16 protein-coding genes and 1 pseudogene are annotated in these 19,820 nt (G+C 60.8%); 13 read left to right on the forward strand and 4 right to left on the reverse strand.

The genetic code is table 11. The features are described 5' to 3' along the window. Window positions 1–71 precede the first annotated feature (71 nt). Window positions 72–1,775 (reverse strand): annotated as a pseudogene (locus tag ACV8MC_RS16280) (PDC sensor domain-containing protein); the annotation flags it as partial. On the opposite strand from ACV8MC_RS16280, the gene ACV8MC_RS16285 reads away from it, so the two are divergent. Together ACV8MC_RS16285 and ACV8MC_RS16290 are read left to right on the forward strand one after the other, a co-directional pair. Continuing rightward, the gene (locus ACV8MC_RS16285; protein ID WP_206421852.1) at window positions 1,716–3,032 is read left to right on the forward strand and encodes a Na+/H+ antiporter family protein; all 1,317 of its coding nucleotides are present in this window, start codon (window positions 1,716–1,718) and stop codon (window positions 3,030–3,032) included. The pseudogene ACV8MC_RS16280 and the gene ACV8MC_RS16285 sit on opposite strands and share 60 nt — an antisense overlap. A gap of 202 nt (window positions 3,033–3,234) precedes the next feature. Beyond that, window positions 3,235–4,917, forward strand: coding sequence for a methyl-accepting chemotaxis protein (locus tag ACV8MC_RS16290; RefSeq protein ID WP_016775408.1), 1,683 nt, complete (start codon window positions 3,235–3,237; stop codon window positions 4,915–4,917). Between the two features lie 201 nt (window positions 4,918–5,118). Here the strand turns inward: ACV8MC_RS16290 and ACV8MC_RS16295 are convergent, their stop codons facing one another. Further along, a complete protein-coding gene (locus tag ACV8MC_RS16295) occupies window positions 5,119–6,054 on the reverse strand; it encodes a LysR family transcriptional regulator (RefSeq protein ID WP_095182150.1) in 936 nt (311 codons plus the stop codon). Window positions 6,055–6,167: 113 nt separating this feature from the next. Between ACV8MC_RS16295 and ACV8MC_RS16300 the strand changes: the two genes are divergently transcribed. The 3 genes from ACV8MC_RS16300 (at window position 6,168) to ACV8MC_RS16310 (ending at window position 7,795) form a co-directional block, all read left to right on the forward strand. After that, window positions 6,168–6,653 carry a DMT family transporter gene (locus tag ACV8MC_RS16300; RefSeq protein WP_457262626.1) on the forward strand — a complete coding sequence of 162 codons (486 nt, stop codon included), beginning with the start codon at window positions 6,168–6,170 and terminating at the stop codon, window positions 6,651–6,653. A gap of 3 nt (window positions 6,654–6,656) precedes the next feature. Beyond that, the gene (locus tag ACV8MC_RS16305; protein WP_041477232.1) at window positions 6,657–7,109 is read left to right on the forward strand and encodes a DMT family transporter; all 453 of its coding nucleotides are present in this window, start codon (window positions 6,657–6,659) and stop codon (window positions 7,107–7,109) included. A gap of 518 nt (window positions 7,110–7,627) precedes the next feature. Then, complete coding sequence (locus ACV8MC_RS16310) at window positions 7,628–7,795, forward strand: metallothionein (protein WP_016775405.1); 168 nt, start codon at window positions 7,628–7,630, stop codon at window positions 7,793–7,795. 22 nt (window positions 7,796–7,817) lie between these two features. Here ACV8MC_RS16310 and ACV8MC_RS16315 read toward each other — a convergent pair whose 3' ends face one another. Next, window positions 7,818–8,090, reverse strand: coding sequence for a hypothetical protein (locus ACV8MC_RS16315; protein ID WP_457262629.1), 273 nt, complete (start codon window positions 8,088–8,090; stop codon window positions 7,818–7,820). Window positions 8,091–8,139: 49 nt separating this feature from the next. Continuing rightward, complete coding sequence (locus ACV8MC_RS16320; protein WP_016775403.1) at window positions 8,140–8,367, reverse strand: DUF6555 family protein; 228 nt, start codon at window positions 8,365–8,367, stop codon at window positions 8,140–8,142. A 146-nt stretch (window positions 8,368–8,513) separates the two neighbouring features. Here ACV8MC_RS16320 and ACV8MC_RS16325 point away from each other — a divergent pair, with 146 nt between their 5' ends. From ACV8MC_RS16325 to ACV8MC_RS16360, 8 genes are all read left to right on the forward strand, one after another. Continuing rightward, on the forward strand, window positions 8,514–9,281 hold the full coding sequence (locus ACV8MC_RS16325) for an AraC family transcriptional regulator (protein ID WP_150634876.1): 768 nt from the start codon (window positions 8,514–8,516) through the stop codon (window positions 9,279–9,281). A gap of 211 nt (window positions 9,282–9,492) precedes the next feature. Then, a complete protein-coding gene (locus ACV8MC_RS16330) occupies window positions 9,493–9,666 on the forward strand; it encodes a DUF1427 family protein (protein WP_073471384.1) in 174 nt (57 codons plus the stop codon). A 31-nt stretch (window positions 9,667–9,697) separates the two neighbouring features. Beyond that, the gene (locus ACV8MC_RS16335) at window positions 9,698–10,654 is read left to right on the forward strand and encodes a quinone oxidoreductase family protein (RefSeq protein ID WP_150634877.1); all 957 of its coding nucleotides are present in this window, start codon (window positions 9,698–9,700) and stop codon (window positions 10,652–10,654) included. 269 nt (window positions 10,655–10,923) lie between these two features. Beyond that, complete coding sequence (gene tssI, locus ACV8MC_RS16340) at window positions 10,924–12,927, forward strand: type VI secretion system tip protein TssI/VgrG (protein WP_457262632.1); 2,004 nt, start codon at window positions 10,924–10,926, stop codon at window positions 12,925–12,927. Next, window positions 12,924–13,790 (forward strand): DUF4123 domain-containing protein, encoded by an 867-nt coding sequence (locus tag ACV8MC_RS16345; protein ID WP_150634879.1) that lies wholly within the window; start codon window positions 12,924–12,926, stop codon window positions 13,788–13,790. Before tssI ends, ACV8MC_RS16345 begins: the two co-directional genes overlap by 4 nt. Then, window positions 13,787–17,371 carry a toxin VasX gene (locus tag ACV8MC_RS16350; RefSeq protein WP_457262634.1) on the forward strand — a complete coding sequence of 1,195 codons (3,585 nt, stop codon included), beginning with the start codon at window positions 13,787–13,789 and terminating at the stop codon, window positions 17,369–17,371. Before ACV8MC_RS16345 ends, ACV8MC_RS16350 begins: the two co-directional genes overlap by 4 nt. Then, on the forward strand, window positions 17,361–18,473 hold the full coding sequence (locus tag ACV8MC_RS16355; RefSeq protein ID WP_457262636.1) for a hypothetical protein: 1,113 nt from the start codon (window positions 17,361–17,363) through the stop codon (window positions 18,471–18,473). The genes ACV8MC_RS16350 and ACV8MC_RS16355 overlap by 11 nt, the downstream gene beginning before the upstream one ends. Window positions 18,474–18,704: 231 nt before the next feature. Then, complete coding sequence (locus tag ACV8MC_RS16360) at window positions 18,705–19,814, forward strand: hypothetical protein (RefSeq protein WP_457262638.1); 1,110 nt, start codon at window positions 18,705–18,707, stop codon at window positions 19,812–19,814. Window positions 19,815–19,820: the final 6 nt, after the last annotated feature.

Here is a 19,820-nt window from a genome sequence, read left to right on the forward strand (position 1 = left end):
GCAATGATCGGCTGCAACTTGTCGAGGAACTTGTTGAACCAACCGGCCAACTGGCCGAGCTCGTCCTGCTTGTCGTAGGCCAGACGCCGGGTCAGGTCGCCTTCGCCGCTGGCGATGTCTTCAAGCATGTGCGCCACACCGAGGATCGGCTTGGTCACGCTGCGCGCCATCAGCCACACCAGCAGCAGACCGATCAGGGCGGCGAACAGGCCGAGGCTCAGTTCGATCAGCGTGCCTGAGGTATTGCTCGCATCCAGTTGCTGCTTGAGCGCTTCGGCACGGCTGACCAGGACTTGCTCCGGCACATCGAGCAACACGCCCCACGCCGGCCCATCGGGAATCGGCTGGAACGGCGACAGCACTTTCAACTGGCCGTTGCTGTGCAGGCTGCTCACGCCAGTGCTTGAGGCGAGCAAGCGCAGCAACTCACTGCCGCTGGCCTGATCCACCGCATCCAGACGCTGGCTGAGTTTGCCGGCATCCGGGCTGTAACCGGCGAGCAGGCCGGCGGGGCTGACGATACTGATGGCGGTCTGACCGTCATACAGCTTGCGACTGGCGTTCTGGCTGATCGCTTGCAGGCTGTTGAGGTTGATGTCAACCGACAGCGAGGCGATGACTTTGCCGTTGACCTGCAGCGGGAAGACGATGCTGGTCATCAGCACTTTCTGGCCATCGATGACATAGAAGTACGGCTCGATCACGCAGGGTTTGAGCGTGGTGCGCGGGCAGGTGAACCAGGCATTCGCAGCCTGACCGCTGGGGCCGGTGCTGGTGTCGCTCATGTCGCTTTCCGGCAGCGCCATCGAAGTGACTTTGCCCGGGGTCGGCTGCGACCAGTACAGGGCAAAACGGCCCTTGTCGTTGCTGCCCAGTTCAGCCTGATCGGCGAACAGTTCGTCCTTGCCGTCCAGCGCATTGGCTTCGAACACCAGCGACAGGCCGAGCAGGTCCGGGTTGGCTTGCAGCGCGGATTTGACCTGACGGGTCATGTCCTCGCGCAGATCGAAGGCATCGAGAAAGCGCTTCTCGGCCTGCTCACGCAAAAACAGCACCTGCCGCGAGAAACCGTGGCCGTACTGATAGGCGTCCATGAATTGCTGACGAATGCCGGCGGCCTGCACTTCACCTTGCGATTCGATCCGCGCCTGCGCCGATTCGGTGAGCATCTCCATGCTCGAGGCCTTGACCAGCGCCGAGCTGTGTTCCATGCGATACAGCGAAAGACCGACCAACAGGGTCACGATACCGGCCAGGCAGAGGCCGGCGAGCAGGGTGATTTTCCACTGGATGGAAAGTTGTCTGAGCGACATGGAAAACATCCTTATCCGATAAATATCTGAGACTTTGCACTGTAGCGGCCGCGTTTCGGCTTTCTTTATGCCGTGAGCGCAATATGACCGATTGCCGCATGCGGGGCCTGTGGTCCTGTGGTCCGGTAGTCCTGTAGTCCTGTGGCGAGGGGATTTATCCCCGTTCGGCTGCGAGGCAGTCGTGAGACCTGCGTATAGGGTTGTTTTGAAGTTTGCCGGGGGCGGCTTCGCCACCCAACGGGGATAAATCCCCTCGCCACAGGGCTTTGACAGCGCCGCCACTCTGCGGCACAGTGCGCGCCCTCTAATAAGACCCTTCATACAAATCCGCCGGCCAGCGCCGGGCGGACTCATCCTGTCTGGCGGTGTGTTTTCACCCGCAGTGTTTTTTGAGGTAGTGAAATGAATGCAGTCATAGCAGCCGTCGGCGTCATGCTGATCCTCAGCCTGTCGCGCGTGCATGTGGTGATCGCGCTGATCGTCGGGGCGCTGGTCGGCGGCCTGACCGGCGGTCTGGGCATCGACGCAACACTCAAGGCGTTCAACAGCGGCCTGGGCGGCGGCGCGACGGTGGCGTTGTCCTACGCCTTGCTCGGCGCGTTCGCCGTGGCGATTGCCAAATCCGGTCTGGCCCATGCGCTGGCCGACAAGGCCCTGGCCATGGTGGATCGGCAGCACGCAACCGGCGGCGGTAACGTCAAATGGCTGCTGATCGGCCTGCTGTGGGTGGTGGCGATTGCCTCGCAGAACATCCTGCCGATCCATATCGCGTTCATTCCGCTGCTGGTGCCGCCACTTCTATATGTACTGACCAAGCTGCAACTCGATCGCCGTCTGATCGCCTGCGTCATGACCTTTGGCCTGATCACCCCGTACATGTTTCTGCCGGTGGGTTTCGGCAACATCTTCCTTAACGAAATACTGCTGGCCAACGTCGCCCGCAGCGGCGTCGACATCAGCGGCATCAATGTCACCCACGCCATGGGCATTCCGGCGCTGGGCATGGTTTTCGGCCTGGCGATGGCGTTTATCAGCTATCGCAAGAAGCGCGTGTATGACCTGGCGAAGATCGAACAGGTCGAGCAGACGGCGGTGCACTACAACCCGCTGAGCCTGATGATTGCCGGTGTGGCCATCGCTTCGGCATTCGTGGTGCAGTTGCTGTTGGACTCGATGATTATCGGCGCACTGGTCGGCTTCCTGATTTTCTCGGTGTCGGGCATCGTCAAATGGCGCGAGACCGATGACCTGTTCACCGAAGGCATGAAGATGATGGCGATGATCGGCTTCATCATGATCGCCGCCTCAGGCTTTGCCGAAGTGATGAAGGCCACCGGGCAGGTGCAGACGCTGGTCGAATCGTCGGCGGCCTGGATCAATCACAGCAAAGGCGTCGGGGCTTTGTTGATGCTGCTGGTGGGCTTGCTGGTGACCATGGGCATCGGTTCGTCGTTTTCCACCGTGCCGATTCTCGCAGCGATTTTCGTGCCGTTGTGCGTGCAACTGGGCTTCAGCCCGATCGCCATCGTCTGCATCGTTGGCACTGCCGGTGCGCTGGGCGATGCCGGTTCACCGGCCTCGGACTCGACCCTCGGCCCGACCTCCGGCCTGAACATCGACGGCCAGCATCACCACATCTGGGACACCGTCGTGCCGACCTTCCTGCACTACAACCTGCCGCTGCTGGTGTTTGGCTGGATCGCGGCGATGGTTCTCTAAAAAATCCACAATTGCCCCATGTGGGAGCGAGCCTGCTCGCGAAGGCGTCGTGTCAGTCGACACACAGGTTGCTGAGCCAACGCTTTCGCGAGCAGGCTCGCTCCCACAGGGGGGGCGGCGATGTTTCAAGACTCAACTTTTGCCCCGGCGTGCCGTTAAAGCCTTTAACCACGCCAACAAAATCAAAAGAGTGAGTCCCCCGATGCGCCTGAGTCTCAAGGCTAAAGTCCTGTCCCTTGCCGTTCTGCCGGTGCTGCTCTTTGCGCTGGTCATCAGCGTGACCACGCTGTTCATCCTCCAGGAACAGGCGCGCAAGGAGGTCGAACAGACCCGCGAGCGGCTGCTCAGCGACGCCAAGGCCACCCTGCAAAGTTACGTCGCCGTGGCCATGACCACGATCAAACCGCTGTACGACGCCGCCGCACCGGGCGATGACGCGGCGCGGGCGCAAGCGATCAAATTGCTCTCGGGCATCCGCTACGGCAAGGATGGCTACTTCTTCGGCTACGACTCCGAGACCGTGCGTCTGTTCAAGGCCAACGACCCCGACGGCGTGGGCAAAAGCTTCAAGGACAACCGCGATCCGAACGGCGTCTACGTCAACCTCGGCCTGGTCAAAGTGGCCAAGGACGGCACCCACTATCTGCAATACAGCTCACCGCTGCCGGGTAACGCCAAGGTGCTGGTGCCGAAACTCGGCTACACCGAATACCTGCCGAAGTGGGACATGGCGGTCGGTACCTCGGTCAACCTCGACGGCATCGAAGCGCAAGTGGCGCAGGTCGAGGCGCAAGTGCAGGAGCGCGTGCAAGGCGTGGTGCTGAGCATCGTCGGCGTTGCGGTGCTGGTGCTGTTGGTGATCGCGGCGGCGGGGATGCTGCTGGCCAACACCATTCTGCGCCCGCTGACCCTGATGAAAGCCAACCTCGATGATATCGCGGCGGGCGAGGGCGACCTGACCCGGCGCCTGAACATCACCAGTCAGGACGAACTCGGCGAACTGGCCGGCTCGTTCAATCGTTTCGTCGACAAGATCCACGGCCTGGTGCGGCAGATCACCGAGATGACCACGCAACTGACCGGTCTGGTCACCCAGGTCTCGGAACAGGCGCAGCGTTCCGATCAGGCCATGGAGCGTCAGCGCCACGAAACCGATCAGGTCGCCACGGCGATCAACGAAATGTCCGCCGCCGCCCAGGAAGTCGCCAAGAGCGCACAGAACGCCGCCGTCGCCGCTCAGCAGACCGACGAAGAAGGCCAGAGCGCCAAGCGCGTGGTCGCGGGCAGCATCAAACAGATTCATGCGCTGGTCGACGACATCCGCAACAGCGGCGTGTCGCTGGACAGCCTGCAGCAGGACGTCAGTTCGATCGTCGGCGTGCTTGGGGTGATCCGTTCGATTGCCGAGCAGACCAACCTGCTGGCGCTCAACGCCGCGATCGAAGCGGCGCGCGCCGGTGAGGCCGGGCGCGGGTTTGCGGTGGTTGCGGACGAAGTACGCGCGCTGGCCAGCCGCACGCAGATCAGCACCCAGGAAATCCAGGGCATGATCGACCGCTTGCAGGCCGGCACGCAGCAGGCGGTCGAAGCGATGCGCCGTTCCAGCGAGGCCGGCGACGGCACTTCGCAGCAAGCCAATCAGGCTGGCGCATCGCTGGACGCCATGGCGCAGTTGATCGCGACGATCAACTCGATGAACGCGCAGATCGCCAGCGCAGCGGAAGAGCAGACGGCGGTGGCCGAAGAGATCAACCGCAGCGTGCATCAGATTGCGGTGGCGGTGGACAGCGTCGCCGATGAAACGCAACTGGGCGCGCAAACGTCGCGCAGTCTGGCGGAGCTCGGGCAGCGGTTGGGCAAGCTGGTCGGGCAGTTCCGTATCTGATGGCCTGAAAAGCCCCTCACCCTAGCCCTCTCCCATAGGGAGAGGGAACCGATTGGGGAATATTGGGGGATTACGCCGACCTGAAAGTCCTGCTTTGAATCCATAGTCGACGCGGTTTTTCAGGTCGATGCAGTAGGTGGGACACCTCGGTCGGTTCCCTCTCCCTCAGGGAGAGGGCTAGGGTGAGGGGGCTCTTGATCTTCAGGCTCTGTCCCAATAAGGAATCTCGCCAAAGCACTCGACAAAAAAATCAATCACCGTCCTCACCTTCACCGACAACCGCCGACTCCCCGGCCACAGCACCGCGATCTGCTGCGGTTCCAGGCTGTTCGACACCTGATACTCCCTCAGCACCGGCACCAGCGTGCCTTCGCGCACCGCTTCGCCAATCAGCCACGACGGAAACATCACCAGCCCGAGGCCTTGCTGAGCGGCCTGGGTCAGGGTGTCGGCGTGGTTGCCGGTGATCGGGCCTCTGACCGTGTATGGCGTCCAGTCCTCGCCGTCGCGGCGGAAAAACCAGCGCTGCTGACCGGCCGCGCCTTTGTAGGCCAGGCACTGATGTTGCGCGAGTTCGTCCGGGTGCTGCGGCGTGCCGTGGCGTTTGAGGTAGGCCGGGCTGGCGGCGACCTGAAAACGGTGCGGCGCCACAATGCGTGCCTGCATGCTCGAATCGTGCAGCGCGCCGATGCGAAACAGCAGGTCGGCGCCTTCCTGTAGCGGGTCGACGTAATGGTCGGTTTGCTGGATATCCAGTTGCAGCTTCGGATAGCGCGCGCAGAGCTCGCCCAGCCAGGGCGTCAGATGGCGTTGGCCAAACACCACTGGCGCGTTGATGCGCACCAGTCCGGTGGGTTCGCTTTGCTGTTCCTGCAACGCCTGTTCGGCCTCTTCCAATTGCACCAGCAGTAACCGCGCATGGTGGCCGAGCGTGCGCCCGGCTTCGGTCGGGGTGACGGCGCGGGTGTGGCGGTAGAGCAATTGCTGGTTCAGCGCCTGTTCCATCAACTGGATCTGCCGCGAAATCGAGGAGGGCGCGACCCCTTCGCGGCGGGCGACTTCGGAAAAACTGCCGTGGTCGAGGACCGCCACAAACAGCCTTAACGCTTTGAATCCGAGTTCGTTGAGCCCGTGCATGCCGTGTCTCGCTGTGCGTGTTGCGCAAAAGTGTTGTCCGGATGCTCCCATTTATCGCACAGCGGCGCCAGCCGATAATCCGCGCCATTGTTTTTGAGCGTGGAAGGTTATGTATGCAGACGTTGGATGAAGGGGTGGTTGCTGCACCGGTGAAAAAATCGGTGTTGCGTCTGCTGTTGCTGCCGCTGGTGATTCTCGCTGGCATGGGCTTGTCGGTAGAAGCCGGATTGCTCGGGCCGCTGGGTGAGCAGGTCGGGCATTTGTGGGCGACGTTGAGCATCTTCGGCGTGGGTTCGGCGATCCTGTTTTTGCTCTTGCTGTTCGCCGGCCCACAGAAAGGTCCGGCGCTGACCGAGTTGCCGCGCTGGCAGTTGATCGGCGGGTTTCTCGGGCCGATCTACGTGGTGGTGCTGACGCTGGCGACGCCGCATATCGGCATTGCCATGACGATGATCGCGATTTTGTCCGGTCAGGTCGGCAAGAGTGTGCTGATCGACCATTTCGGCTGGTTCGGCGCGACGCGCAAGAAGGTCAACGGCGAGCGCTGGCTGGCGTTGGGCTTGATTGTGGTGGCTTTGGTTCTGATTGCGCGGGGGTGAGTGATGGGTCTGGTGATTTTGTTGGTGGTGGTGGTATTGGCCGGTGCGGTGTTGAGTGTGCAGGCCGCGATCAATGGGCGTCTGGGTGAAACGGTGGGGGTGCTGCGTAGCAGTCTGCTGACCTTTGCGGTGGGCGCGGTGGTGACCGGGTTGTTGATTCTGTTTTTCGAGCCGGCGCAGGCGGTGAGTCTGCTTGAGGTGCCGAAGTGGCAGTTGACCGGGGCGCTGTTTGGTGTGGTGTACATGATGGTGATGGTTGGCGCGGTGCCGGTGGTCGGAACGGCTGTGGCGACGGTGGCGGTGATTGTCGGGCAGTTGGGGATGGGGATGTTGATCGACAATTTTGGCTGGTTGGGGAATCCGGCGATCGGCTTGTCTCCGAGTCGGATGTTGGCGATGGTGTGTCTGGCGGTGGCTTTGGTGTTTATGTATCGGAGTTCGCGGCAGGCGCAGTGATTTTATTTGTTTGACTGTGTACATATCCGTTGCTGCGGGTGTTGCTGATTACGGTTCCGCTTTTACAGCGGGTCACTTTTTCAGACGCCAAAAAGTAACCAAAAGGCTTGGCCCCGGCGTTCGGCCCGCTCGCTGGGGCTCGGGGTTCCTTCGCTGCGGGACCGATCCTGGCGCAGCGGCTCCGGTTTGCTTCGCTGCACCTACACTCGCTGTGTTTGGCTGCGCCAAACGGTCGCTGCGCTCCCACGCCCGGATCAATCCCTTCGCTCAGCCTGCCGATGGGGCCGGCACGGCAAGATCAAGGGCGGTACGCGAGCTTGCGCTCATTGTGTGTAGGAGCTGCCGAAGGCTGCGATCTTTTGCTTTTGCTGTTCTGTTGGAGCGAGCCTGCTCGCGAAAGCCATCTCTGCGTCGCCCAATCTCTCATCAATGACCCAGCCTGCAACACCACCTTCTACACTGTCCCTTACGGCTTACCACTCAAGCCTCAGACAACCACTACGCAAGGAGTCTGTCCCATGTCCGATAAAAAATGCGACTGCCCGGGCTGCAACTGCACGATCAAAGAAGGCGAACATTCCTACGCTGTACACGGTAAACACTATTGCTGCGAGGCTTGCGCTCATCACCACAAACACGGTGAAGAATGTGCGATGAAGGGCTGCGGTTGCGCTCATCCGAAATAAGCGCGGCAAAAAAAAGTGGAGCCTAATCAGGCTCCACTTCCATTTTCAGACTGTCGTCTTCCTGTCGTTCAAAGTGCCTCACCGTGCCTTGCAGTGTTCGCCCTTCGACCTTGACCACCACAACCTTGGCTTGGTGGAGGTCTTCCGGTACCGGTGCCTGGACGCACAAGGTGAAGCGGTAAGGGTCATCCGCGACCGTTTCCAGTGCGACTGCGCAATTCACCGTTTTGGTGATCTGGCCGAAGACGGTGGTCAGGCCGTAGTCCAGTCGGGCCGTGTGATAAGTGTCGGTCATCGGTCGATTCCCCCTGTCGATTGCCAAGCCTGCGGTGGAGGCGGTGGGGTCAGTTGGTCTGGCGCCAGGTGACGTTTTCCAGGCCGAATTTTTCTGCCATCGGTTTGCTGGTTTTTTGCACTTTCTCGCGGCCGAAGCGCGGGATGCGACCCACGCCCGCGTCGCAGCTTGCCCAATGCCAGGCTTCGGCGTTGTCCATTTTGTCCGAGCGGATAATGAACGACTTGGGGGTGCCATGCAGTGTGTAGTCGATGACGTAAAGTTTTGCGTTGTTCATAAAGCCCGAATTCCTCCCTGTGGTATTAAACGGATCGCGCTGTGCCGGGAAAATTCATTCGGATTGTCCGACGGTATCTATCGTTGGCGAGTGCGCGGCGTGCTGGTTACCATGGCGGCTTCGCCAACCCCCTGTGAACGCTCGCCATGGCCCTCGCCGCGCCCCCTGATCTGACCGACACCGATGTGCCCGTGCAACCGCTGGCGCGGACCTATCCGCGTGGTTTGTTCATCGAGCCGCACGAGCATGTCTGGGGGCAGTTGCTGTATGCGATGAGCGGGGTGATGTGGGTCGAAACCCCGCACGAAGCGCTGGTGGTGCCGCCGCAGCGGGCGGTGTGGTTGCCGCCGGGGGTGCCGCACGGGATTCGGGTGGTGTCGGATTTGCAGATGCGCAATATCTACCTGCGCCCGGCGCTGGCGGCGACGCTGGATGCGACGGTGCAGGTGATCGAAGTCGGTGGTCTGCTGCGCGAGTTGATCGTCGGACTGGTGGCGCAGGGCGATGACGGCGAGGCTGAGTATTACGATGCACTGGTCGGGCTGGCATTGCTGGAACTGCGCCGGGCCAGGCGTTCGCAGTTGAAGATTCCACTGCCGGACGAGTCCGACCGGCGTCTGATGAATCTGTGTCAGGCGGTGATGGCCGCGCCGTCGCTGGAGATCCCGTTCGAGCAGCATGCGCAGAACGCCGGGGCCAGCGTGCGCACCCTGGCGCGGTTGTTCAAGGACAGCCTCGGCATGGGCTTCGCCGAATGGCGACGGCAGGTGCAGTTGGCGACGGCGGTGGCAGCATTGATTCAGGGCGTGGCGGTGAGCGTCATTGCTCGCGAACTGGGTTATTCACCGAGCAGTTTCAGCGACATGTTTCGCCGGGAGCTTGGCGTAGCGCCTTCGCAATTCTCGGCAACTTGAACAGATCCATGTGGGAGCGAGCCTGCTCGCGAAAGCTTTGCACCAGGCAATGAAGTGCTGACTGGAAGACCGCATTCGCGAGCAGGCTCGCTCCCACACGGTTCTATGGCGGCTGCAGAAGGTTTGTCCGAAATTCAGAAGTCCTTGGCCGATACCGCTCCGCCCGTTTCCCTAGACTCTGCCCATCACTTATCGCGGCGGAGTTCCTTTCATGAACTACCTCATTTCTCTGGCCATCGGCCTGGGCGTCGGCCTGCTCTACGGCGCGCTCGATTTCCGTTCTCCCGCCCCACCGGCCATCGCGCTGGTCGGTCTGCTTGGCATGTTGGCCGGTGAGCAGTTGTGGCCGCTGGGCCGGCAACTGGTCGCTGGCTGGTTGTCCTGAATTTCCCTTTTTCTTTTCGGTGGATGTGCCCATGAAAGCGTTGCAATTCGATCAGACCGGCGACCTGTCTTCCCTGCGCTTCGTCGACGTTCCGACCCCGGTGCCCGGCGCCGATGAAGTGCTGGTGCAGATCAAGGCTGCCGGCCTCAACCCCAGCGATGTGAAAAACGTCCTCGGGCGTTTTCCCTACACCACACTGCCACGGGTTCCGGGGCGGGATTTTGCCGGGGTGGTGGTCGAGGGGCCGCAAGCGTTGATCGGTCAGGAAGTCTGGGGTACCGGGCGCGAGCTGGGCTTCTTCGCCGACGGCGCACATGCGCAATTCGTCAAATTGCCGGCCCGTGGCGTGGCGCACAAACCGGCGCATTTGAGTTTCGCTCAGGCGGCCAGCCTTGGCGTGCCGTACACCACGGCGTGGGATGCGCTGGAACGCAGCCTGGTCAGCGCCGACACGCGCTTGCTGGTGATCGGCGGCGGGGCAGTGGCAACCGCGGCTTTGGCCCTGGCAAAAGTGCGCGGCGCGCAATTGCTGGCGGCGGCGCGCCGGCCCGAGCAGGTCGCGGATCTGCAGCAGCAGGGCTATCAGACGATTCAACTGGATAAGCCAGAAGACCTCGGTTCCCAGGTCAACGCGGTGTATCGCGGCGGCGCCGATGTGATCTTCGACACCACCGGTTTCTGGCTGCCCGCCTCGGTGGCGGCACTGGCGACCTTCGGCCGCATCGCCATCATCGCCGCACCGGTCGACGGCCATGTGCAATTGCCGGCGCTGGCGCTGTATCGCAAGGGCGGCTCGGTGGTCGGGATCAACTCGTTGTTGTACGGCGTCGAGGCGTGCGCGGCGATGCTCGAGCAGTTCGGGCGCTTCTTCGATGAGGATCGCTTGCCGCTGCCGCAGGGCCTGATGCAAGTGCCGCTGGCTGAAGGGCCGGCGCGCTATGAAGAGGTCAATCAGGGCGGTGGCGACAAGATCATTTTGCTGCCCTGACTCACGCAAATCCCTGTGGGAGCGAGCCTGCTCGCGATGACGGTGGATCAGTTAAACAGTCGGCGACTGACACACCGTTTTTCGCGAGCAGGCTCGCTCTCACAGGGAATACATAGGATCCGGGATCATTTCCGTAGGATCCCGGCCGCTTCTCTGTGGGCCACGTCCTTTTCGCTCGCAGGCCGGCAAAACAGGGAAAGGTCTGACTTCACCCATTGCAGTGCACCGTTGCACAGTCTCGTCTTTCAATCAGACACAGGGACAGGTGGATGCGCATCGCTGGCAGGCCCGTTGTTTTCACTCTCGAGATAGAAGGCGTTGCCCACGATCTTCAAGTGTTCGGCTTTCGCACCCGGGAAGTGCTCAACCAGACCTATGAACTGGATCTCGAGCTGGTCAGCGAGCGCCCCGATGTGGATCTCGAAGGCTTGCTGCATCGGCCGGCCTTTCTCTGTTTCGGTGCCGACGGTAGCGGCATGCACGGGCTGGTCTATCGGGTCGGTCAAGGTAATTGCGGTGTTCGGCTGAGCCGTTACCAGATCACCCTGGCGCCACATCTTGCCTACCTCGCGCATCGGCGCAACCAGCGGATTTTTCAGAACCTGAGCGTGCCGCAGATCATCGCCAATGTGCTGGGCGATCACGGCATGCAGGCCGATGCCTGGCATTTTCAGCTCAGCGCCGAGTACCCGGCGCGGGTGTATTGCGTGCAATACCAGGAATCCGATCTGCACTTCATCCAGAGGCTGTGCGAAGAGGAGGGCTTGCACTTTCACTTCCGTCACCGCCGTGAGGCGCACCTGTTGGTGTTCGGCGACGATCAAACGGCGTTCCTCAAACACGACGTGACGACGCGCTATTTGCAGGGCAACGGCCTGGTTGCCGATGCGCCGGTTATCGACCAGTTCACTGTGCGCCTGGAGCCACGCTCCAACCTCGTCGAGCGCCGCGACTATCACTTCGAAAAGCCCGCAGTGCAGTTGGACGCCAAGGTCAGTGCAGCGCGGGTTCCGCTGCTGGAAGATTATGAGTTTCCCGGGCAGTTCACCCATCGCGAGCGCGGCAAGCACCTCAGCCAGCGTGCGCTGGAGCGCCATGGTGCCGACTATCGTCTGGCTAACGGACGTAGCAATCAGGCGCTGATGCGCGGTGGCAGTTTCATGACCATGGCGGATTACTCGCGCGCCGACTGCAACGATTTATGGTTGCTGACCGAGGTCGAGCACATCGGCAAACAGCCGCAAGTGCTCGAGGAAGCGTTCACCGAGCAGGCTGACGCAGATGGTTTCAGTCAGGGCTATCGCAACCATTTCGTCGCGACGCCGTGGGACGTGGTGTTTCGCCCGCAGCTCAGGCATGTCAAACCGCGCGTCAGCGGCAGTCAGTTGGCAGTGGTGACCGGCCCGCCCGGCGAAGAAATCTACAGCGATGCCTACGGCCGCGTGAAAGTGCAAATGCTCTGGGATCGCGACGGCCAGCGTGATGAACAGTCAAGTTGCTGGCTGCGCGTGGCCACTGCCTGGGCGCATGACCGCTACGGCAGCGTGCAGATTCCTCGCGTCGGTATGGAAGTGCTGGTGGGGTTCACCGATGGCGATCCGGACAAACCGCATGTGCTCGCCTGCCTGCCCAACGCCGAAACCCCGGTGCCACTGGACCTGCCGGCGCAACAGACGCGTAGCATCTGGCGCAGCCAGAGCAGTCCCGGTGGCGGTGGTTACAACGAACTGCGCATCGAGGACCGGCAAGGCGCGGAAGAAATCTCCATCAGGGCGCAGCGCGACTTGGTGCAGCACGTGCTCAACGACTTGCGTGTGCAGATCGACAACCTGCACAGCCAAGTGATTGGCGGCGTCTCCAGCCTTGAGTTGCGCGACGAGGAACATCACCTGACCCACGGCAATCGCCTGACTGAACTCAAGCAGGACGATCATCTGTGGGTGCAGGGCGAGCAGCATGTGCGGGTCGCCAGCCAGCGCGTCAGTGCCGCGCAGCAGCTGCATTTCGGCGCGGGCGAGCAGGTGGTTTTCAACAGCGGCCTGCAGATCACTCTGGCTGCTGGCGGGCATTGGCTGACGGTCGGCGCCGCCGGCATTTTCAGCAGTGTGCCGGTGGTGCAGGGCGGGGCGCCGACGGTGTGTCTGCCAGCGGAACCCTTGCTGCCGGGGGCCGCGCCGTTGCTCAAGGCGACGTTCGATGCCGTGCAGCAACGGCATGCGCTGCTGACCACGCGGACCTCGCGTTGCCTGATTTGCGAGGCGGCCCAGGCATGAGCCTTTTGACGGATTGGCCTGAAGGTTTGCCGTGGGCTGAGCAGCAGGCGTTTGTGCTGCTCGACGGTGCGACGATCGCGGATTTGCCGGCGCAACTGCGAAGGCTCGACCCCGCCGCCAACGCTTTTGCGCTGTACGACCAGCCACCGTTTTCGGCCCTGCGTGACGTCTCGCCGCTGCTGGTGGCGCTCGCTGACGCCGACGATCCGGTGGCGCGGTTTTATCGCCAGTACGCCCAACAGGAATGGGGCGTGCTGTTGTTCAGCGCCGCGCCGGCGCATGAAATCGTCGCGCACTTGCGTCAGTTGCTGATCGTCGAGTTGCCGGTCGGCTCGCCGGTGTTGTTGCGGCTGGCGGATGCCGCCGTGGCGCAGGCGCTGTTTGCCAGCGGCGATGCGAGTCTGTTCGGGCCGCTGGGGTGCGTGGTCACGGCGGATGGCGCGCGGGGAGTCTGGCACTGTCAGCGACCTCGGCACGGGCAGGGTGGGGCGCTGGTGGCGCCGTATCGGTTGAGTGCGGAGCAGGATGCCGCGCTGGATCGGGTGGATCGGCGGCGAGTGTTGCTCGACATCGATACCCACCTGCTCAAGCACTTTCCTGACTTTCATGTCGGGGACACGGCAGTTGAACGTTGGCAATTGCTGGAACGCATCCACGCCCATGCCAGCGAGCTTGCCTTGAGCAGCCCGTCCGAGATTCTGCTGTACGCCAACGTGGTGGCATGGCTGGACGATGCAGCGTGCAGTCGGCATCCGCAGATCCATCAGCTGATGCACACACCTTCGCTGCAATCCCCCGGCGAGCGCGTTGCGATTGCCGCTGCAATAGCCTTTCGATGGGCCTCTGAGAGACATCAATCATGAACCACCCCGCCAACCTCGATGCGTTAGCCGCCTCGAAAGCACCTATTGGTGCACCCGCCGCCTGCCCCTTGCGCAACACCCACGTGCAACTATTGCCCCTCGCGTACGGCCTGGTGGAAAAACCCTTCGACCCCAGCACCGAAATCACGCTGCCGTACACCCTGACCACGCGCCCCATGGGCATCCGCCGCCTGCGCGATGGCTGGCTGTACATCGTCGACAGCCTCAGCGGTGAGCTCTACGAATACCGCGTGCTCGACGGCGTCATCAGCGCATTGCTGCATCGCGGCAAAAGCGTCAGCGAGGAGCAGCGCAGCGCCATCGAAGAACGTCCGGCTTTGATCTTCTCGCGTAAAAGCACCCTCTACGTGACCTTCGCCGACGTGCAGTTGAGCGCGGCGAAGTGCCGACAGGTGCTGGACAGCGCGGAGGAGCGCGAGCACTTCCTGCAGGCGGTCGATCTCGGCCCGGTGCATTGTCTGATCGGCGGCGAGCATCTGCTCACCGTGGCCCAGGCCAAACAGTGGCTGGCGGAAGTGGCCTGCACCGCGAAACCGCTGGCCGAGGCGGACGCGACGCGGATGCCGGCGGTGCAGGTCAGCGACGCGCCGGAGCACGAGCGTGAGCCCTATCTGTGGGAAAACCCACGGCGTTTTCGCGAGGCGCATATCGGCGAATTTCTTGGCCGGGTGCGCGGACCTTATCAGGACGACACGCTGTTTCTGTTGGTCAACGACGACCTCGGGGTGATGCGTGATCTGGCTAATTATCAGGACCTGGTGGTCGGCTGGATCGAGCAGTGGAGCAACACCGACAACAACGAGCGCGACTATCTGCTGGCCAGTTACATCGAGTCGCTGAGCCAGCTCGGCGCTCAGGATTTCGACACCCTGGCCAAGGCCAGCGACGATCCGCGCGCCCAGGCATTGTTCGCTGAACTGGAGCAATTGCCCGAGCCGGATCGGGAAAATACCCGGCAGGCGCTGCTCGAGTATTTGAACAAAGGTGGTGAGGTTGTCCCGACCGATACCCAGGCTCGACCTGAACTGCAGCAACAGCGCGAAAAGGCACTGGACGAGTCACTGGCGCTGAACCGTTTCGACGGCGTCGCCCCGGATTTCACCGCACATGCTCGCGTCACCGCCGAGGCGGACCGACGCTTTTATACCCGCGAATATTTTGTTGAAGTCGCCCCGGCCGACTTCGTCGAGCGTCACCTGAGCACACTGGTTGACCTCGGCAAAGATCAGAGCCGGCGCATGAAAGACGTGCTCGACGGCCCGTTGCTCAGCGGCAAACGCGGCATCAACGACCTGATCGACCGCCCGGCCATGGACGAGGTGCTGAACAATCATCGCGACAACCTCGGACGCTGGAATCGCCTGCTCGAACGCATCACCGCCGACCGCGCGCAATTGCTGTGCGCCGGGCGTTTCCATCGCTCGGCTTGGTATTTCGACGGCCAAGCGCAGATCGATCAGGCGCTCGCCAGCGAATACGCCTGCCTCAAGGACATCGGCCGCAGCGACGCGGCCAACGAACAAATGCTCGATTACCTCGAACAACACCCGCAACTGACCCGCCCGTTGTTCTACACCTTGTCGCTGCGTTTGCAGACCGAACAGGCCGGGCAATATTCAACGCTGTTCAACGCCGGCATGGCGATGTTCAACAACCTGCCGGACTGGCTGGCCAAATTGCAGAGCATCGAGCAGCCGCAGCTGCCCGCGCTGGATGATCTGCCGGCACACAGCCGCGTCCTCGCCGATGCCGTGCAGGACACCTACAGCCCGGCGCTGAACCTCGGCCTGAGCCGGGCGCTGGAAGGCTTTGATCTTGCCGGCGAGAAAATCCCCGACCTCGACGAACTGTTCCAGCGCTTGCCCAAGGCCCTGCGCCTGCGCGTCTTCGACGCCGCGCGAACCAGCGGCGTGACCTTCACCGTATCCACCCCGGCGGAACAAGCGGCGCTGCAAGCCACGATCAAGGAAGTGCTGCGCGAACGCGACTACCTGAAAACCCTCAACCGCGAACGCAACCAGCTCACCCACAACAAAAACCGCCAGGGCCACAAAACCGCCCGGGCGGTGGAATTGCAGCAGGAAATCGTCCGCGTGCGCACGCAACTGGCCTTGTTCGAAGGCCGCCTTGCGGCAGCGCTAAGCCCGATTGACGAACTGCCGGATCGCTCGGCACGGCTGTATGGCGCCACCCCGGCGAAAGCGGGATTGACGGTGGTGTTTCCGCCGGCGCAGCAAGGGGAATTGCGAGGATTGCTGGAGAACATTCGCGCGGGAGTGGCGGGAGTTTCGAAGGCGAGCCTGGTGCGGACGGAGGGGATGGGGTTGGTGGTGGTGTTAGTGCAGGTGGTGAATTTGGCAGCAGTTTTCCATGAGTTGCGTAGGCAAACAGCGAATAAAAGGGTGTGGGGGCCTTTCGCCAATGCGCTCGCTGCTACGGGGGCTGCTGGATTCACTGCAGGGCAAAGCCTCGCCAATACTGCGTTGCAGGCTCGCAGCGACGCGCTGATTGCCAGGGTTCAGCACGAGGCATTGCAAAGCGTACACATACAAATGGGCAAGTTGCACATCGGACTGGGCTTTCTTACCTACGGTCTGGGGTTGGTAACCTCAGCAGTCAATCTCGCAAAACAACTCGAAAATTGGCAACAGTCAATTCGCAGTGGTAATCCGTCGGCACAGAGGGCCGCCGCGCTCGCAGTTTTAGGCGCAAATGGAATGACGTCGGCTAATGCCTATGGTCTGGGACAAACTTTGTCTGCAAGCTACAAGGTACTCACTGCATCAAACAACGCTGCGAGAACAGCTGCATGGGCCGCCGCCGGAACCCGTCTCTCTACAGTCTTTTTCCGGTTTAATCTTGCCGGCGCGTTGTTCACCTTGCTTGAGTTGAGCGGGGCCTGGCTGTTCAACCGCTACAACATCAGTGCTCATGACAAATGGTTACGGATCACACCATGGGGTAGAGATGCCGAGATGCGTGGCGATCATACACTTCACGACTATCAAAGTTATTTAGCCTTTCTGATCAACGCTCCCTATGTTCAGATCGGTTCGAATCAGGACGTGTCATGGTTGAGAAAACTGTTGCTCACACCCAAACCCGGCGATATCCATCTAGTCATACCCAGCCTGACACTAAGTGAATTGCTGCCACCCTTTGGCGGGAAATCCAAGCATCGTTTAGGTATAGGAGCGCATCGTATTTCCGTTCCGCTGCATAGCCGAGGAGTGCCACGGGAAGAGCGAGAAGTTATCAGCGACGAGATTTTAGCCAGTCTAAGTATCGCTAAGTCTGATCCCGATGGATTAGTGCTGTGTCTTAAGTATCCAGTCAATCTCGATTCTGAATACACGCCCGCGAAAGAAACCCTTGAGTTGGCAGTTTGCATTGAGTCAACGAATGAAAAAGGTGAGGGGATATCGCGAACTCGTGTCATTCACCTTGATCCACGGGGAAAGGGCCACTTTCCGGTGGTAGGAGCCAAGCAAATAAAAACGAAACCACCAATACTGCTGGTCGAAGTCCAGTTTCTTGAGCGGGTTGACCATGCAGATTAAACCCCACAAGCCGATTAACACGACGATCTGTGAGCAAGCCAGAAAAGCTGGAAGCATCGAACCATTTTCGAGTGGAAAAATCACTTATCTCGCACCACTTCCATTACCAACTTCCATCCCCCCTTATGGGCCTCATATAGGCGAACTCAGTCAGGTCTACATGGATCTTGGCACAGGCTCTCCACAGATATTTTCTTGGCAGATGACCTTGGGCGGTCCTTTCAGTCTTGCTTTCTGGTTCGTCTGTCTGACACCTGTGGCAGGAGGCATTCTTGGGCTGGCATCCGGAGACGGGTGGGAAAGTTGGACCTACGTACAAGAGATTTTTCGAGAGTCCAAAATACTTGGCTTAGAGGTTTTATTTCTCACTCTAACAATCAGTCTAGGCGTCTGGCACCACCACCACAAAAAACGCCTCTACCTCATCCCAACCCGCTTCAACCGCCAACGCCGCGAAGTCTGCTTCATGCCCGAAGGGGCGTCCGAACCAGTCTTCGTTCCATGGGAATCGCTCAGCGCGTGGATCATCGAAGCCAAGGGCGTCACCCAGTTCGGCGTCCATCGCCAATACGGCATGGGCATCGGTTTTCATCACGGCGAAACCCTGACCAGCCTCGAATTCCAATGCGCCGGCCTGCAGCTCGCGATCAGCCATTGGGAGGCGATTCGCGGTTACATGGAGTACGAAGTCAACGACCTCAAATCGATTCAGGACCTGCAAGACCTTCAAGGCCCAGACGACCCACCCCACGAAGGCCTGCACACTTTTCGTAACGCCCGCGCGCGGATGCACCAGCAGATCCGTGAAGGCCGGCGCTCGCGGCTTTCGGGGTTCTTCTGGTACCTGTATCACGTCATGACTTTATGGACGATTCCCAACCGTTTGGTCGAATGGGAAGTGCGCCGACTCGAAAGAATCGGCAAGCAGGCGCTGCCGGAAGTCATGCGTGCCTGGTCCGAGCCGCTGCCGAAAGAGCAATGGGCCAAGCCCAGTGAAGAGCTGTTGCGACTGAGTGAACAAGTGCGGCGGATGCACAAGCGCCAGCCGCACCGGCCGATTACGCAGATTTTTGCTGAGGTTTGCAGGCGGGTTGTGGACTGATGCAGAGCAGTTTTGTGACCAGAGGGAGGGAGGTTTTTTGCCTGTTTGAGCGCCTTCGCGAGCAGGCTCGCTCCCACAGGGGACCGCGCTGGCTGCGGATGTTTCGGTTGATCTTGGCCGAGGTGGGAGACCCTCGGGGTGGTGGCCATTTTTCAGTTGTTGCTGCCGGGTCGGTCAAGGAAAACCCTCCGGTACTGCTGGTAGAAACTCAATACCTCGAATGGGCTGACCATGCTGAATAATCACAATGAGCCTCTTGTTGATGCGCAATTTGAGGTGATTAGAAGAGCGGGTGATGTAGAGCCGTTTCCAAGCGGAAAGATCACCTATCTCGCACCGTTGCCACTGCCCACACCGATGCCCCCTTATGGCCCACATATCGGTGAGCTCAACGATGTTTACATGGACTTCGGATTAGGCCAGCCGCAAGTTTTCATGTGGCAAATGACGTTGGGAGGGCCATTTGCTACGTCGTTCTCGGTGCTTTTTTTATTCCCAGTTATTACTGGGTTTTTGGGGATTATTTTCGGCTATGGTCAAGAAGCCATATGGGCGTCAATGCTTGCCATCTTCGAAGAGGCTTGCGAGAACACTGTATTTACCGGGCCTTTTACGCTGTTCATCGGCCTAGGCGTCTGGCACCACTTCCATAAAAAACGCCTCTCCCTCATTCCAACCCGCTTCAACCGCCAACGCCGCGAAGTCTGCTTCATGCCCGAAGGCGCCATCGAGCCGGTCTTTGTCCCGTGGGAATCGCTGTCCGCGTGGATCATCGAAGCCAAAGGCACCACCCAATTCGGCATCCATCGTCAATATGGCATGGGCATCGGTTTTCATCACGGCGATACCCTCACCAGCCTTGAATTCCAATGCGCCGGCCTGGAGCTCGCGATCAGCCATTGGGAAGCGATTCGCGGTTACATGGAGTACGAAGTCAACGACCTCAAATCAATTCAGGATTTGCAGGATCTGCAAGGCCCGGACGACCCGCCCCACGAAGGCCTGCACACTTTCCGCAATGCCCGCGCGCGGATGCATCAGCAGATCCGTGAAGGCCACCGCTCGCGGCTGTCGGGATTTTTTTGGTACCTGTATCACGTCATGACTTTATGGACGATTCCCAATCGTCTGGTCGAATGGGAAGTGCGTCGGCTGGAAAGAATCGGCAAGCAGGCGCTGCCGGAAGTCATGCGTGCCTGGTCCGAGCCGCTGCCGAAGGAGCAATGGGCCAAGCCCAGTGAAGAGTTGTTGCGGCTGAGCGAACAAGTGCGGCGGATGCACAAGCGCCAGCCGCATCGGCCGATTACGCAGATTTTTGCTGAGGTTTGCAGGCGGGGCTGACTGGGC

The organism is Pseudomonas sp. PK-RTE-24 (assembly GCF_054052265.1).

What these genes read in the sequence shown, in the direction of transcription:
- tssI (WP_457262632.1), top strand. Translation starts at nt 10,924, where the DNA reads ATGCGCATCGCTGGCAGGCCCGTTGTTTTCACTCTCGAGATAGAAGGC.
- ACV8MC_RS16330 (WP_073471384.1), top strand. Translation starts at nt 9,493, where the DNA reads ATGAACTACCTCATTTCTCTGGCCATCGGCCTGGGCGTCGGCCTGCTC.
- ACV8MC_RS16295 (WP_095182150.1), bottom strand. Translation starts at nt 6,054, where the DNA reads ATGCACGGGCTCAACGAACTCGGATTCAAAGCGTTAAGGCTGTTTGTG.
- ACV8MC_RS16285 (WP_206421852.1), top strand. Translation starts at nt 1,716, where the DNA reads ATGAATGCAGTCATAGCAGCCGTCGGCGTCATGCTGATCCTCAGCCTG.
- ACV8MC_RS16335 (WP_150634877.1), top strand. Translation starts at nt 9,698, where the DNA reads ATGAAAGCGTTGCAATTCGATCAGACCGGCGACCTGTCTTCCCTGCGC.
- ACV8MC_RS16300 (WP_457262626.1), top strand. Translation starts at nt 6,168, where the DNA reads ATGCAGACGTTGGATGAAGGGGTGGTTGCTGCACCGGTGAAAAAATCG.
- ACV8MC_RS16320 (WP_016775403.1), bottom strand. Translation starts at nt 8,367, where the DNA reads ATGAACAACGCAAAACTTTACGTCATCGACTACACACTGCATGGCACC.
- ACV8MC_RS16345 (WP_150634879.1), top strand. Translation starts at nt 12,924, where the DNA reads ATGAGCCTTTTGACGGATTGGCCTGAAGGTTTGCCGTGGGCTGAGCAG.
- ACV8MC_RS16350 (WP_457262634.1), top strand. Translation starts at nt 13,787, where the DNA reads ATGAACCACCCCGCCAACCTCGATGCGTTAGCCGCCTCGAAAGCACCT.
- ACV8MC_RS16325 (WP_150634876.1), top strand. Translation starts at nt 8,514, where the DNA reads ATGGCCCTCGCCGCGCCCCCTGATCTGACCGACACCGATGTGCCCGTG.
- ACV8MC_RS16290 (WP_016775408.1), top strand. Translation starts at nt 3,235, where the DNA reads ATGCGCCTGAGTCTCAAGGCTAAAGTCCTGTCCCTTGCCGTTCTGCCG.
- ACV8MC_RS16315 (WP_457262629.1), bottom strand. Translation starts at nt 8,090, where the DNA reads ATGACCGACACTTATCACACGGCCCGACTGGACTACGGCCTGACCACC.
- ACV8MC_RS16360 (WP_457262638.1), top strand. Translation starts at nt 18,705, where the DNA reads ATGCTGAATAATCACAATGAGCCTCTTGTTGATGCGCAATTTGAGGTG.
- ACV8MC_RS16305 (WP_041477232.1), top strand. Translation starts at nt 6,657, where the DNA reads ATGGGTCTGGTGATTTTGTTGGTGGTGGTGGTATTGGCCGGTGCGGTG.
- ACV8MC_RS16310 (WP_016775405.1), top strand. Translation starts at nt 7,628, where the DNA reads ATGTCCGATAAAAAATGCGACTGCCCGGGCTGCAACTGCACGATCAAA.
- ACV8MC_RS16355 (WP_457262636.1), top strand. Translation starts at nt 17,361, where the DNA reads ATGCAGATTAAACCCCACAAGCCGATTAACACGACGATCTGTGAGCAA.